Genomic DNA, 12,793 nt, shown 5'->3' with positions numbered 1-12,793 from the left:
GCCGTGGCGGCCTTGCGAAGCGAAAGGTTTGCCGGTGATTTAGCACATTTCGTTCCCGGTCCGTCAGCAAGGCGCGATCGCGTGAGGACACCCGACGCGTTAGCCAGAGGTGCCGCGTGGCGGGGTCGGGTCAGTGCGACGCGGCGGCTGGGGCTTCCGCCGGGGCGCTCGCCGCAGCGGGCTTGGCCGCCGTGGCATGGCTGGTCGATGCGGTCGGGGCGGCCGAAGTCGACGGTGCCGCGCTGGTGACGCTGTCGCTGGCCGCCATCGATGCGGCCTTCGCGGCAGCGGTCGGCGTGCCCGAGGCCCCGATCAAATCGGCGGCTTGCTCGCCGTCGCCGACGTCGGTCCGGCCCCCGTCGCGCAGGAAGGCCGCGAGGCTTTCATGGTTCAGCACCAGGATGCTGATCCGTCGATTCATCGGTGCAGCCGGATCCTTGAAATCCAGCGGTAGCGCGTCGGCCAAACCGCGTACCTGAATCACCTTGCGCTCGTTCATGCCGCCCGAGATCAGTTCACGTCGCGCCGCATTCGCCCGTTCGCTGGACAGCTCCCAGTTTGAATACCCCTTCTCCCCGCCGCTGTACGGCGCCGAATCCGTATGCCCGGCGATGGACACGCGGTTTTCCACGTCGTTCAACGCCACGCCGATCTCATAGAGAATCGACTTCGTGTATTGCGCCAGGACCGAACTCCCCGAAGCAAACATCGGCCGGTTCTGCGCGTCGGTAATTTGAATACGCAGGCCTTCGCTGGTGATATCCAGCCGAATCTGGTTCTTGAACGGCTTCAGCTTGATATTCTGATCGATCAGTTGCTCGATCTTCTGCTTCAGCGCGCTCAGCTTGCGCAGATCATCAGCCTTCGTCTGTTGCTGCTTCTTCTCGTCCAGCGGCGACGTCGGCTTGGCCTTCGACTTCACCGGGTCGTCGTGCTTGACGTCGCCGATATTGGTCTTCGTCATGTCCGAGCCGCCGCCTTGCAGAATCGACGTGGCACCGCCCGAATATGCACCGCCCGTCAACGCGACGCGCAGCGGCGTATTGAAGTAATCGGCGATCCCGGCTTTCTCGCCCTTTGTCGTCGAGCCGAGCAACCACATCAGCAGGAAGAAGGCCATCATCGCGGTCACGAAGTCCGCGTAGGCGATTTTCCATGCGCCGCCATGATGTCCGCCGTGATCCCCCTTGGACTTCCGACGGATGATCGTCAGCGAGACGCGATCCTTGTCGTCGCTCATCGCGGCCCCTTGGTCGCCTTGACCGCTTCTTCCAGTTCATTGAAGGAGGGGCGATCCGCGGTGAACAAGACCTTGCGGCCGAATTCCACGGCGATGCTCGGTGCATAACCGCCGAGCGACGCGAGCAACACGCACTTCACGCACTCGTAGGGCTTGCCCGCTTCCTTCGCCTTCGCATTGATCAAGGTCGCCAGCGGGCCGATGAAGCCATAGGCCATCAAGATGCCGAGGAAGGTTCCCACCAGCGCGCCTGCGATCAACTCGCCCAGCACGGCCGGCGGTGCGCCCACCGAGCCCATCGTGTGCACCACGCCCATCACCGCCGCCACGATCCCGAACGCCGGCAAACCGTCGGCCATGCCTTGCAAGGCACCGCCCGGAACGGCGGCCTCGGAGTGATGCGTATCCATTTCCGCGTCCATCAGGTCCTGGATTTCGTGCACGGTCAGGTTGCCCGACGACATCATGCGCAGATAGTCGACGATGAATTCGAGCAGATGATGGTCTGCCACCACGTCCGGATACTTCTGGAAGATCGGGCTGGAATCGGGCGACTCGACATCCGCTTCGAGCGCGATCATGCCGTCCTTACGCGCCTTCTGCAGCAGCTCGTACAGCAGCGAAATCAGTTGCACATAGCGTTCTTTCGTAAAGGCATTGCCCTTGAACGCTTTCGGCAGCGCAGCCATCGTCGCCTTGATCGTCTTGCCGGGATTGCTGATCACGAAGGCGCCGGTGGCCGCGCCCAGGATACAAAGGAGCTCGAGCGGCTGAATCAGCGCGGCGACGTGTCCGCCCGCACCGATGAAGCTGCCGACAACGCAGCCGACGACGAGAACCATCCCAATGATCACAAACATTGATGCACCTTCCGAAGCAAAGAGGGTTCGGGCAACGCCCGGATACCTCGGATTACGACCGGAAAGGGCAAAACTTGAGTGCGACCGTCAGGGCGGCACCCTGCCGCAGCAAGCATTAATGCATTGAATTTGAAGAGAAATTATTCTAACAGTCGCTTTCAAACGATCGCTTCGAAAGGGAATTTTCAGCGTTTTTGTGCGTCTTGGACGCACTGCCGTGGCAAGGGGTCAGCCGATTGGCCTCCTTACTTCAGCCAGGTCTGCACGATGAGGTCCTGCAGCACGAGTCCGGCCAGCGCGGCGAGCAGCGCCGGCACCATGACCACAACGCCGACGCGCAAGAAGCGCCACGCGCTGACATCGAGGTTCTCGCGCCGCAATGCGGTCAGCCACAGCAGCGTCGCCAAGGAGCCGGTGACCGATAGATTCGGCCCGAGATCGATGCCGATGGCGACCGCGCTGGCTGTCAGCGCGGGAACATGCGCCTGGCCGACGATCGTACCGGCAACCAAACCCGCGGGCAGGTTGTTCACCAGATTGCCAAGCAAGGCCGTTGCGATGCCCGCACCGCCCGCGACCATCGCCTGGTTCGTTGCACCGCCGTCCTGTAATCGCTGCTGAAGCCATTGCGCCGCCGCGTGCAAGGCGCCGGTCTGCGCCAACGCTTCGACCAGGACGAACAGTCCCGCCACCATCGGCAGCACGCCCCACGACACGCCTCGCAGGACGTCGAGAACGCCGAATGCATTGGCATCCGCGTTGACATCGGCCCCAGCGGGCTGCTTGCGGCGTGCCGCGATCGAGACGACGGCAAGCACGACGCAGCCGCACACCGCCGTTGGCGCGCCAAGCGCCATATCGCGGGCCGAGGCGGTCAACATGACGACGACCAGTGTAGCGATACCGGCCACGGCCCACCGGCCTGGCAGCGACAGGGTTGCGCCGGCCTCGTCGTGATCGCCATGATCGTCGTGATCGCCCGCATTGCCAACGTCGGATGCGTCTTGCTCTTGTGCCGAGAACGCCTCCCGCAACGCCACGCGTTGCGTGAAACGAAGCGCACCGTATGTCAGGCCGACCGCGAGCAGCGACGGCAAGGCAAAGCGTGCCAACCACGCGCCCAGCGGCGGCATTTGATTTTGAAACACGACGAGATTCGCCGGATTGGCGATCGGCAGGATAAAGCTGGCCGCGTTCGCGACGAAGGCGCAAGCGTAAAGATACGGCAACGGTTCGCGCACCTTTGCCGCTCGCGTGGCCGCCAGAACGGCGGGCGTTAACACCACGGCGGTGGCGTCGTTCGACATCAACGCCGTCACGACGACACCTACCGCATACACCAGCCAAAGCAGTCGATAAGCGCTCCCTCGCGCGCGTCGCGCCGCATGCACGGCAACATAGTCGAACACGCCCGTTTGTCGCGCGATCTCCGACACCAGCATCATGCCCGTCAGGAACAGGTAGACATCCATGCCCTTGAGCACGGCCTGCCCCGCCGCCGCCCACGGCAGCGCGCCACCAAGGCACAAAACCGCTGCGCCGCCCAAGGCAAAAACAGCCTCGGGCAAACGCAACGGTCTTGTCATCACACCCACGATCGATAAGACGATCACGCACCAGATCAATCCAGTCGGCATGAGGCTCCCATATCAATAAGAGGGTGCCAGGACATCATGTCATTCACATCCAAGCGCGTTCGATCAGTGCGAGAGGATGATGCTGGTGATCACGCCCGTCGCCACTGCGGCCAGCACGTAGTCACCATTGACTTGGCGCCATTCATAACCGCGCGGCGGTTGACGCAGGCCATGTGCATGCCAATCGTTCACGACATAGCGGTTGTCGCGATAGTCGTTCGGCAGACGTTGGCCACGACGCCAGTCCTGATGCGGCACCGGCGGACGGCCGCCGTGATTGTCGGCATGCATGTCGCCGCCACGCGGTCCGCCTTGCGGGCCGCCGTGGTCACCGCCTCGCGGTCCCGGGCCGCCATGTTGGTCCGGTCCCCCATGATTGTCCGGTCCCGGACCACCTTGTGCGAAGGCTCCCGCCGACGTGCCCACCAGGGCCGATGCCAGCAACAACGCGATGGCTTTCGATTTCATGTTCTACTCCTTGCAACGTGTTCGTGTGAAACCATCATCGCCTATTTTTCGATCCGTTGCCTTACAGTGCACGTCACAGATGTAACAGCATTGCAGTGATGGGGCGGCGAACGCGCCGATCCCCGACGCCTTGATCGCGCTGTCATCGGCCCCGGGCTGCGGATCATCGTGTGTCATCGCGCCGCACCGTCATGCCCCGCCGGTAGGCGACGACGCTGCATAGCGTTTCGAGAGCACGACATTGGCCGCGGCGCTAAGCGCCATCAATACGGCCGTGCCGATGAAGACCGAGCGCATACCGAATGTGCCGCCCAACATGCCGCCCGCGAGCGGCCCGGTGACCTGCCCCGCGTATTGCGCCGACGTCGAATAGCCGAGCATGCTGCCCGCGATATGCGACGGCACCCGATGCCGGATCACGCTGGCGACGCAAGGCAGCAAGCCGCCCAATGCCAGCCCCATCATGAAACGCAGCAGAACCAACTGCCAGGCGGACTGCACGAAGGCCTGCGGCACCAGCAAAATCGCCGCCGCGATCATGCAGCTGATGATCACGCGCCAATGCCCGATACGGTCGGCGAGCTTACCGAGTCGCGACGCCGACAGCACACTCCCCAGCGCGGCCGCCGACATCGCAAGCCCCGACACCAAGGTGACCTGTGACGCACTGACGAGGTCGCCGACGAACAGCGTGATGATCGGCTCGATCGACATATTGGCGAACATCAACAACATCCCAGTTACGAGCATGGCGATGACCGGCCCCTTCTGCGGGATGGCTGCCCAGCCTTCCTTCCGTGGCGGCGTCGCTGTGTCTCCCGTCGATTGCGTGGCAGCGGTCGCGCCTTTCTTCGGCTGGCGTTGCGAGGCGTCCTCCTTGATCAGGAAAGTGGTGGCTAGAAAGGCGATGAATATCACGCCACCTGCCGCGAGGAAGGTCCAACGAATGCCGATCCATTGCGGCAAGACGCCGCCGATCAACGGTCCGACCAGATTGCCGAGCATGATGCCCGACGACAAGGTACCCAACGCCCAACCGACGCGTGCCTTCGGCGTCTGCGTGGCAACCAGGATCATCGATCCGGACGCATAGCCGCCGAGAATACCGGCCAGCAAGCGGACCGCCACCAATTGCCAGACGTCGTGCACCATGCCGAGCAGCGACATCGCGATCGCCATGCCGAGGCTGGCGCGAATCATCATCAGCTTGCGGCCGTACCGGTCCGCGAGACGCCCCCAGAGCGGCGACAGCAGCGCCGCGCTGAAAAACGTCGCGCCGAATGCCAGGCCTGACCACCGCGCGATCGCCGCCGGGTCATGCACACCCAATTCGGCCACGTACAAAGGCAGGAAGGGCAACAGCAAGGTCATGGCGACCAGCGTCGTAAACGAGCCGAAGACGCATACGGCGAGATTGCGGCGCCACGCCGGATTGAAGTATTCCGGCGCAGCCGGGGCCGGTGCGGGCGAGGATACGGCAGAGCGGGACACGATGTTTTTATCCTGAAGGGGACGGATCCGAACGCAGCCGGGCAACCGGTCTGCAGCGTTCGATAAGCGGCGCGGTCAGCGCAAGGGGTCGTCGACCGCCAACCCTTGCGCGCGAAGATACTGACGATCTTCTCGTAGCGAGAGCAGCAGACGATCGCAGGTGTCGCGGATATGCCGCGTGACGGCGAGCGCCGCCTCGTCGGCCTTGCGCAATTGGATCAGGTCGACGATGCGGCGGTGTTCCTGCCAACTCTGCTCGCGACGCTCCGGCGTCGACACTTCGAGCCATCGCACGCGCGCCAGACGCGTCATCACGCGCTCGATCGATTTGACGATAAAGGGGTTGCCGCTGAGTCGCGCCAGATCCACATGGAAATCGGTGCCGGCCCGGTGCCATTGGTCACGCCATTGCTCGGCCGGCCCGATCGCATTGCAAATATCGCGGACACGGTCGAGACGCGCGCCAAGCGCATCGATGTCCTGATCGCTGGCGCGCACGCACGCGGCCCGCACGCCGGCGATCTCGATCGCCTCCCGATATTCCGCAAGCGCGGCCAGCTCCCCGGTATCGATCGGCATGACGCGCCAGCCGCGCGCGTCGCGCTGGATCAATTCCTCGTTTTCCAGGCGCGTCAACGCGGCACGGATCGGCGTGCGTGACCCGTCGAGTTGCGCTTCCAGCGTCCGCTCGGACAGGCGTTCGCCAGGCCTTAGCGCCAGGCTCAGAATCATCTCGCGCAATTTGTCGTGAATCAGATCGGACTGGTGCATCTACAGGCATTTCAAGATGGTATACCAGTGAAGAATATCACGAACGCACTGGCAAATAAACCGCCTGCGCGACCGACGTTCGGACCCGATTACACGGGTCCGAGCCGGGCACGCAAACTGCGACAGCCGCCTCTCCACCCTGCGACGGAGGCCGCGATGCATACGCGCCTAGGAACGAATCTTCGACGGCTCGGCCAGCATCCCTTCCGTTTTGCTTGGGATACCGCCCGGCACTTTAAAGACAATCAAGGCTTGCTACTGGCGGGGGCAGTCGCGTATTACGCGCTGCTGTCGATCGTGCCCTTGATGATTCTGATCGTCATTGGACTGTCGCATTTCGTGCCGCGCCCGATGCTGCTCGACACGCTGCGGCATTTGCTGGAATGGCTGGTTCCTGGTCAGGCGCGCGCGATCGTGCGGGAGCTGGATACCTTCGTGCAACATCGCGAGGTGCTGGGTTGGCTCCTGCTGGCGACGATGATTTTCTTCAGCTCGCTGGCTTTCACGGTGCTCGAAAAAGCGATGGCCGTGATCTTCACGCATCGGGTCGAGGTGCAGCGGCGGCACGCGGTGATGTCGGCGCTACTGCCCTATTTCTGCAGCATCTGCCTTGGCGCGGGCGTGCTGATCATTACCTTCGTATCGAGCGGGCTGGAAGCGATCGGCGCGAACGGCGTCGTCCTGCTGGGCTATCAGATCCCGCTGGGCGCGGCAACGCGGACCACCTTGTACATTCTGGGATTGGGAGGCGAGGTCTGCGTGCTCACCGCGATTTACCTGGTGCTGCCGTCGCGGCGCCCGTTCTTCAACGACGCACTACTGGGCGCGATCATCGCCGCGGTACTGTGGGAAATCACTCGTCACGTGTTGGTCTGGTACTTCGCGACACTCTCGCAAGTCAGCGTCGTCTACGGGTCGCTGACGACATCGATCATCGTCTTGTTCAGCCTCGAAGCGCTCGCGACCTTGATGCTGTTCGGCGCGCAGATCATCGCCGAATTCGAGCGGCTCGATGGCCGCTTCGCGGGGAAACCGTCTCTGACGCATCGCGCGTCGGAAAGCACTTAGGGCTGTCATCACTGCGCAATCGGATTGGCTCCGCGCTCGCGACACGCAAGCGGCGATCGATGACGCCGCATTCGAGCACGCTCCCCCGCCCTATTCAGCGGGCGAGACGTGCCGAACGAAACAGTCCGCTAGTGTACGGACGAGGGATGATGCCGCGAACGCCTGTCTGCCGCCGCCCCCTGCGGCACCAGCGGTGCGTTTATCGGGGCGAGGGACGGAACAGGCTCCGGCTCGATGGGAAAGGCCGTGATATCGATGTCATGTTCGCGCTGCATCGCGGCATATTCGCCAGCGAAAACGCGTTTCATCAACCGGGAGAAGATTGAGCCGTTCATGGTGAGATCCTATTGGCCGGCACGCGACCCCTATTGCGACCTTACCAATCGTAACAAAATTGAACTGTCAAGTTAGCCGGTGAAAACCCTGTAAGTAGTTGTTTCAAATGACAGGCGTATGTCGATTGCAACAAAAGCCGTGCCGGCGCCCCGCTTCGCCTTGCAAACGGCAAAGCGCGATTCACGCGACATCGGCACGATTGCGCGGTGAATGGGCCAGGTCCGTCGCCAAACGTAACAGCAGGGATTCGACTTCCTCGAAGCACTCCACCCCGGCGATGTCGGGCGCACCTTCGATCGTTAGGACGCGCTTATTCCATTGTCGCCCCAGCGCCATCTCCGAAAGCGTCCCCAAGCCGCCACCCACGGCTATCAGGCACAGCGCCGCGCGCGCGATCAAGGCATTGCGGGTGATGCCGAGACCGGTCGGCAGCGCCACGCTCAGATACGGATTTGCCGCATCGGCATCGTCCTCGGGCAGCAACCCGATCACGAGACCGCCCGCCGATCGAACCCCCGCCGCGCCCGCCTCCATCACGCCGGACTTGCCGCCGCACAGCACCGGCACGCCGGCGAAGGCAAAGGCGGAACCGATCAGCGTCGCGCTGTGTTTTTGGCTCTCGCTAGCCTCACGCGGGCCGATCAGGGAAAGCGGCATCGTGTGCGGCATCGCGGCGGTACGGCCGCGTTGGCGCTCCCGTAGCGCGAACAGCGCGGCACGCGTCGCATCGCTCAGATGCGACAAAGCGTGCGGAAACGTGTCGGCATCATTCAATGATGCGCCAAGTGGGATCGCCGTCTGGCCGACAGCCGCACCGTCAAGCAGAGGTTCGTCTTGCAACACTTTCTCCTAGTGCCAGGATGGCCATACAGACCGCCATCAAAAGCAGCGACAACGCGGCCACCTCGGCGAAATCGGTCTGTCCATCCGACAGTTTCATATACATCAGCAAAGGCAGAATCGTGATCTGCGTCCCGGCCAGCGCCAGCGCCGTCCCGTAAGTGCCAACGGCAATCGACGTCACCAGACACCAGGCGCCGAAGATCGACGGCCACAGTTCGCGCAATGCCACATCGATCAAGGCGCGCCACGGGGGCGCCCCCAATGTCATGGCCGCATCCAAGGGACGACGGTCCAGATTCGCGAGCGTCGGATACAGCATCAGCGCCACGCGCGGCACGAGATAGTAGGCATACGCCACGACAAGTCCCGCAACGCTATAAATCCACGCGCCGATGCGCGCCGGATCGCCACCGACCATCGCCAGCAGAGTCGTGACAAAGCCCGCACGACCAAATGCCAGGATGAAGCCGTATGCCACCACCAGGCCGGAGAACGCGAGCGGCACGCCGAGAATCGCCATCAATACGCGACGCCGACGCGCCGACATGCCCGCGAGGCAGGCCGCCAGCGGCAGACCGATCCCGACGGACACGGTCCCGGCCGCGGCCGCGAGCAACAAGGACTCCAACAAGGCGCGCCGCACGAGGGGGTCGCCGAGCAATGTCATGAACACGGCGCTGCCGCCCTGCGCTGCCGACACGGCCAAGGCGCCGATCGGGAGGACCAGAAACACGAACAGCCCCACCGCTGCCGGCGCCGCTCCCCACCGTCGGACGAGGCCCGTCATGCGCGGACTCACGTTGGGCCGCACGATGTCATTGTCGTCGCGGCGTTTCAATTCGACAGCGCCGCCTGCGCCCACCATTTGTCGATATTCGCTTTTTGCGCCGCGGCCTTTGCAACGTCCAAGGGATGGACCTGCGGTGCATCCGGCATCTTCGCGCGAATGTCCGCCGACAGCGGCACATTCGGAACCGACGGCCGTACATAGCCCTGTGCGAACAAGGCTTGTCCGACATTGCTCATGATCAGGTTCATCCACAGCTGCGCCGCGTACGGATCCGGTGCGTTCTTGACGGCGCTGATCGCATAAGGTGCCGAGACCGACGCTTCCTTCGGAATCACGACGTCGACCGCATCGCCCATCCCATCGGTGTACTTTGCCTTCAGACCATCGTTTTCGTAACCGATCAAGATGGGAATCTCGCCCTTGAGAAACTTTGCGTACGGCGTCGTCCCCTCGACCCGCAGCACATTGCCCGCCGCCTTCAGGCGACCGAAGTAATCGGCACCCGGCTTCGGATTGTCGACATTGCCGCCGAACGCATAGGCCGCCGCGAACACGGCCACCTGCCCTTGTCCGGTCGAGCGCGGATCCAGATAGACGACCGCGTTTTTATATTCCGGCTTCAGCAGATCGTTCCATCCTTGCGGGACGTCCTTGACCAATTTCCGATTGACGAGCAGCGCGACATTCAAGGAATGAATCGCGAACCACTTGCCCTGCGCATCGCGGAAGACATCGGGCAGCGTGTCGAAGTTGACGGGCTTGAATGGCGTGACGACATCCGCCTTCACCGCGTCCAGCGCCGATGCGGCGAAGTAATACGCGGTATCGGCCTGCGGACGACGACGCGCCTTGTCGAGCGCCACCACCGTATTGGCGGAGCCGATATCGTTATAGGTGATTTCGACCTTCGGATAACGGCGCTTGAACTCCGCGAACAGGGCCTTCCAGTTCGCCCACTCGGGACCGGTATCGAACGAGACGACCATGCCTTCGTCGGCCGCCTTTGCGTACAAGGCGGTTTCACCGGGATACAGTTCGGTCGCCGGCGCGGCGATCGCGCTCGGCGTTGCAAAGGGCAAGACGCCGACGCCCAGAAGCGACAGCGTCAATGCGCCGAAGGCGCGACGCAGGAATGGCCGACGCGTCGGCACGCAAAGCGGTAAGGAGGTCGATGCCGTTTTCATAGGTGAGAGGAGCTCGGGAAGTCCATTGATCGAAGCGATTCGGAAAAAGAAAAGCACGTGGCGAGGCACCGCCTCAGCGGTGAACCGGAGGTGCCGATAGCGCACGCGCCAGCACGCGAATGTCGTCCGGCGCAATCGACACCGTGTGCGGCAGCATGTCATCCACAGCCTGCTGCGACAGATGACCGGACGGCATGCCGATGCCGCGCGCTTCACACAGCAAGACATCGTTCGTGTTTTCCGGGATGAAATCGTAGCGACAGGCCGCGCCGAAATAGCGCCTATTGGCAGCCCGCCCGGCAACGACATTCACACCCTGCCGCAACGGATCGGGCAGCACGTGTTCCGGCCGCACGACGATGTCGACCTGTTCTCCGCGTGCGAGACGGCCGGTATCGGCGAACCAGAAACCGAAACCCATATCCACCTGACCATGCGCATGCACCCGTCCGGAAAGCACGCTGGCCGCACCGACAAAGCGCGCTACCGCGGCACTCACCGGTCGTGTGTAGAGGGCGTACGGGCTATCCACTTGCAGCACGCGTCCGCCATCGACGACAGCGATGCGGTCGGCCATGCTGAGCGCTTCCTCCTGATCGTGCGTCACCAGCAGCGTCGTGGCACCGGCGGCGCGCTGAAGGGCGCGGATCTCGTCGCGCAATTGCTGGCGAATCCCGGCATCCAGGGCGCCCAGCGGCTCGTCGAGCAGCAGCACCTTCGGCGCGATCACCAAGGCGCGCGCCAAGGCCACGCGCTGTTGCTGCCCTCCCGACAAGGCGCTCGTGCCGTGCGCCGCATAGGCGGAGAGGCCCACGCGTTCGAGCATGGCTGCCGCTTGCGCGCGTCGCACCGCGCCGGAGACGCCTCGCATCTTCAATCCGTAGGCGACGTTGTCGAGCACGCTCAAATGCGGAAACAAGGCGTACTGCTGGAACACCATACCCACTTCCCGACGCCATACCGGCGTGTTGCCGATATCACGACCGCCGATCGAGATGACGCCCTGCTGTCCGGTGAGGAGCCCGGCGGTCAATCGCAGAATCGTCGATTTCCCGGAGCCACTATGACCAATCACCGCCAGCAATTCTCCTTGCGGCACATCGAACGACACATTGTCGATGCCGTGCGCGCTGTTCGGATAGCGATAGCTGACCGCGTCAAACGCGAGCCCGGACTGTTGCGTGGAGGGTTGCGTGTCCGGGCGCAGGGGCGCGGCGTTGCGCGAGATGGAAAGTGGCATGAAGGATCTCTGGCGTCCGATTCAGTGTTGGCTGCTGCGGCGGGTCCATCCCGCCGCAGCAGAGGACAGCAAGGTGGCCAGCACGGCCAGACAGAGCAAGACGACGGTCGCGGCGCAGGCAACGCCGGTTGCGCCGTAGAAGGCCTGAAGCAATACGACCGGGTAATTGCGATAACGAAAACCGGCGATCAGATTGGACACCTGAAACTCTCCGATCGACAGCGCCGCCACCATGACGAGACCGGAGACGATGCTGTGACGAAGACAGGGCAAGGCCACCGATGTGAACTGCCGCCACGGCGGCGCGCCGAGCGTGGCCGCGCTGGTTTCCAATGCCTCGATACCCAGATGACGCAGATCGCTTAACAGCGTCTGCGTCAGATAAGGCAGCGTCAGCACGACGTGCGCCGCGATCAGAAGCGGCAGGGAGCCGATCCAGGTCATCGGACCATCGCTGAACACGGCGACATAGCCGAAGCCCAGCGTCAGCGCCGGTACGCCTATCGGCAACAAGCTGACCAGTCGCACGAGCAACGACACCGCGCGATGGCCTGCCTGCGCGCCATGATGCAAGGCATAGGCGAGCGGCACGCCGATCACGGCGGTCATCGCGCAGCAGCTCAAGGCCACGATCAAGCTGACGTTGAAGGCACGACGAAAACTGCCGTCCTCGGTCAGCGCCCGGAAGCTGTCGAGGGTGAAGCCGGAAGGCAACAAGGTGTTCGTCCAGCTCTTGCCGAACGCCCCTATCAGCACCAGCATCATCGGCAGCAGCAGATACACGAGGAACAGCATCAAAAATAGCCGCGAGAAAAAGCGCCAGCCCAGTCGCGAGGACGACCCGGTATGCGGGCGTTGCATTGGC

At 63.3% G+C, this 12,793-nt stretch carries 13 protein-coding genes; 1 reads left to right on the top strand and 12 read right to left on the bottom strand.

Annotated features, from left to right (window positions below):
• Positions 1–130: 130 nt before the first annotated feature.
• The 6 genes from motB to ABEG21_RS05005 all read right to left on the bottom strand — a co-directional run bounded on the left by motB (position 131) and on the right by ABEG21_RS05005 (position 6,467).
• Positions 131–1,240: a flagellar motor protein MotB gene (gene motB, locus ABEG21_RS05030; protein ID WP_347556156.1), complete on the bottom strand. Its 1,110-nt coding sequence runs from the start codon at positions 1,238–1,240 to the stop codon at positions 131–133.
• A complete protein-coding gene (gene motA, locus ABEG21_RS05025) occupies positions 1,237–2,100 on the bottom strand; it encodes a flagellar motor stator protein MotA (RefSeq protein WP_347556155.1) in 864 nt (287 codons plus the stop codon). The genes motB and motA overlap by 4 nt, the downstream gene beginning before the upstream one ends.
• A 245-nt stretch (positions 2,101–2,345) precedes the next feature.
• Positions 2,346–3,737 carry an arsenic transporter gene (locus ABEG21_RS05020; protein WP_347556154.1) on the bottom strand — a complete coding sequence of 464 codons (1,392 nt, stop codon included), beginning with the start codon at positions 3,735–3,737 and terminating at the stop codon, positions 2,346–2,348.
• Positions 3,738–3,800: 63 nt separating this feature from the next.
• Positions 3,801–4,205, bottom strand: coding sequence for an RcnB family protein (locus ABEG21_RS05015; protein ID WP_347556153.1), 405 nt, complete (start codon positions 4,203–4,205; stop codon positions 3,801–3,803).
• Positions 4,206–4,394: 189 nt separating this feature from the next.
• Positions 4,395–5,696 carry a multidrug efflux MFS transporter gene (locus ABEG21_RS05010; protein WP_347556152.1) on the bottom strand — a complete coding sequence of 434 codons (1,302 nt, stop codon included), beginning with the start codon at positions 5,694–5,696 and terminating at the stop codon, positions 4,395–4,397.
• A gap of 75 nt (positions 5,697–5,771) precedes the next feature.
• On the bottom strand, positions 5,772–6,467 hold the full coding sequence (locus ABEG21_RS05005; RefSeq protein WP_347556151.1) for a GntR family transcriptional regulator: 696 nt from the start codon (positions 6,465–6,467) through the stop codon (positions 5,772–5,774).
• A 156-nt stretch (positions 6,468–6,623) separates the two neighbouring features.
• On the opposite strand from ABEG21_RS05005, the gene ABEG21_RS05000 reads away from it, so the two are divergent.
• Complete coding sequence (locus tag ABEG21_RS05000; RefSeq protein WP_347556150.1) at positions 6,624–7,535, top strand: YihY/virulence factor BrkB family protein; 912 nt, start codon at positions 6,624–6,626, stop codon at positions 7,533–7,535.
• A 128-nt stretch (positions 7,536–7,663) separates the two neighbouring features.
• On the opposite strand, the gene ABEG21_RS04995 is transcribed toward ABEG21_RS05000, so the two are convergent.
• The 6 genes from ABEG21_RS04995 to ABEG21_RS04970 all read right to left on the bottom strand — a co-directional run bounded on the left by ABEG21_RS04995 (position 7,664) and on the right by ABEG21_RS04970 (position 12,723).
• Complete coding sequence (locus ABEG21_RS04995) at positions 7,664–7,870, bottom strand: hypothetical protein (protein ID WP_347556149.1); 207 nt, start codon at positions 7,868–7,870, stop codon at positions 7,664–7,666.
• A gap of 181 nt (positions 7,871–8,051) precedes the next feature.
• A complete protein-coding gene (locus tag ABEG21_RS04990) occupies positions 8,052–8,540 on the bottom strand; it encodes a lysine decarboxylase (protein WP_347556632.1) in 489 nt (162 codons plus the stop codon).
• Between the two features lie 148 nt (positions 8,541–8,688).
• Entirely contained in the window at positions 8,689–9,501 is an 813-nt protein-coding gene (locus ABEG21_RS04985) for an ABC transporter permease subunit (protein WP_347556148.1), read from the bottom strand.
• A gap of 47 nt (positions 9,502–9,548) precedes the next feature.
• On the bottom strand, positions 9,549–10,688 hold the full coding sequence (locus tag ABEG21_RS04980) for an extracellular solute-binding protein (protein ID WP_347556147.1): 1,140 nt from the start codon (positions 10,686–10,688) through the stop codon (positions 9,549–9,551).
• A 73-nt stretch (positions 10,689–10,761) separates the two neighbouring features.
• A complete protein-coding gene (locus tag ABEG21_RS04975; protein WP_347556146.1) occupies positions 10,762–11,928 on the bottom strand; it encodes an ABC transporter ATP-binding protein in 1,167 nt (388 codons plus the stop codon).
• Positions 11,929–11,949: 21 nt separating this feature from the next.
• Complete coding sequence (locus ABEG21_RS04970; protein ID WP_347556631.1) at positions 11,950–12,723, bottom strand: ABC transporter permease subunit; 774 nt, start codon at positions 12,721–12,723, stop codon at positions 11,950–11,952.
• Positions 12,724–12,793: the final 70 nt, after the last annotated feature.

It is taken from the genome of Robbsia sp. KACC 23696 (genome assembly GCF_039852015.1).
GTDB lineage: Bacteria > Pseudomonadota > Gammaproteobacteria > Burkholderiales > Burkholderiaceae > Robbsia.
Note: the sequence above shows the minus strand (reverse complement) of the source record. Positions and strands in the feature narration are given on the sequence as shown.

Bases quoted from the DNA above. Each gene is read 5' to 3' on its own strand.
- ABEG21_RS05000 (WP_347556150.1), top strand. From the start codon at position 6,624: ATGCATACGCGCCTAGGAACGAATCTTCGACGGCTCGGCCAGCATCCC.
- ABEG21_RS04990 (WP_347556632.1), bottom strand. From the start codon at position 8,540: ATGCCGCACACGATGCCGCTTTCCCTGATCGGCCCGCGTGAGGCTAGC.
- motB (WP_347556156.1), bottom strand. From the start codon at position 1,240: ATGAGCGACGACAAGGATCGCGTCTCGCTGACGATCATCCGTCGGAAG.
- ABEG21_RS04985 (WP_347556148.1), bottom strand. From the start codon at position 9,501: ATGACGGGCCTCGTCCGACGGTGGGGAGCGGCGCCGGCAGCGGTGGGG.
- ABEG21_RS04975 (WP_347556146.1), bottom strand. From the start codon at position 11,928: ATGCCACTTTCCATCTCGCGCAACGCCGCGCCCCTGCGCCCGGACACG.
- ABEG21_RS05005 (WP_347556151.1), bottom strand. From the start codon at position 6,467: ATGCACCAGTCCGATCTGATTCACGACAAATTGCGCGAGATGATTCTG.
- ABEG21_RS04970 (WP_347556631.1), bottom strand. From the start codon at position 12,723: ATGCTGTTCCTCGTGTATCTGCTGCTGCCGATGATGCTGGTGCTGATA.
- ABEG21_RS05015 (WP_347556153.1), bottom strand. From the start codon at position 4,205: ATGAAATCGAAAGCCATCGCGTTGTTGCTGGCATCGGCCCTGGTGGGC.
- ABEG21_RS05020 (WP_347556154.1), bottom strand. From the start codon at position 3,737: ATGCCGACTGGATTGATCTGGTGCGTGATCGTCTTATCGATCGTGGGT.
- motA (WP_347556155.1), bottom strand. From the start codon at position 2,100: ATGTTTGTGATCATTGGGATGGTTCTCGTCGTCGGCTGCGTTGTCGGC.
- ABEG21_RS04980 (WP_347556147.1), bottom strand. From the start codon at position 10,688: ATGAAAACGGCATCGACCTCCTTACCGCTTTGCGTGCCGACGCGTCGG.
- ABEG21_RS04995 (WP_347556149.1), bottom strand. From the start codon at position 7,870: ATGAACGGCTCAATCTTCTCCCGGTTGATGAAACGCGTTTTCGCTGGC.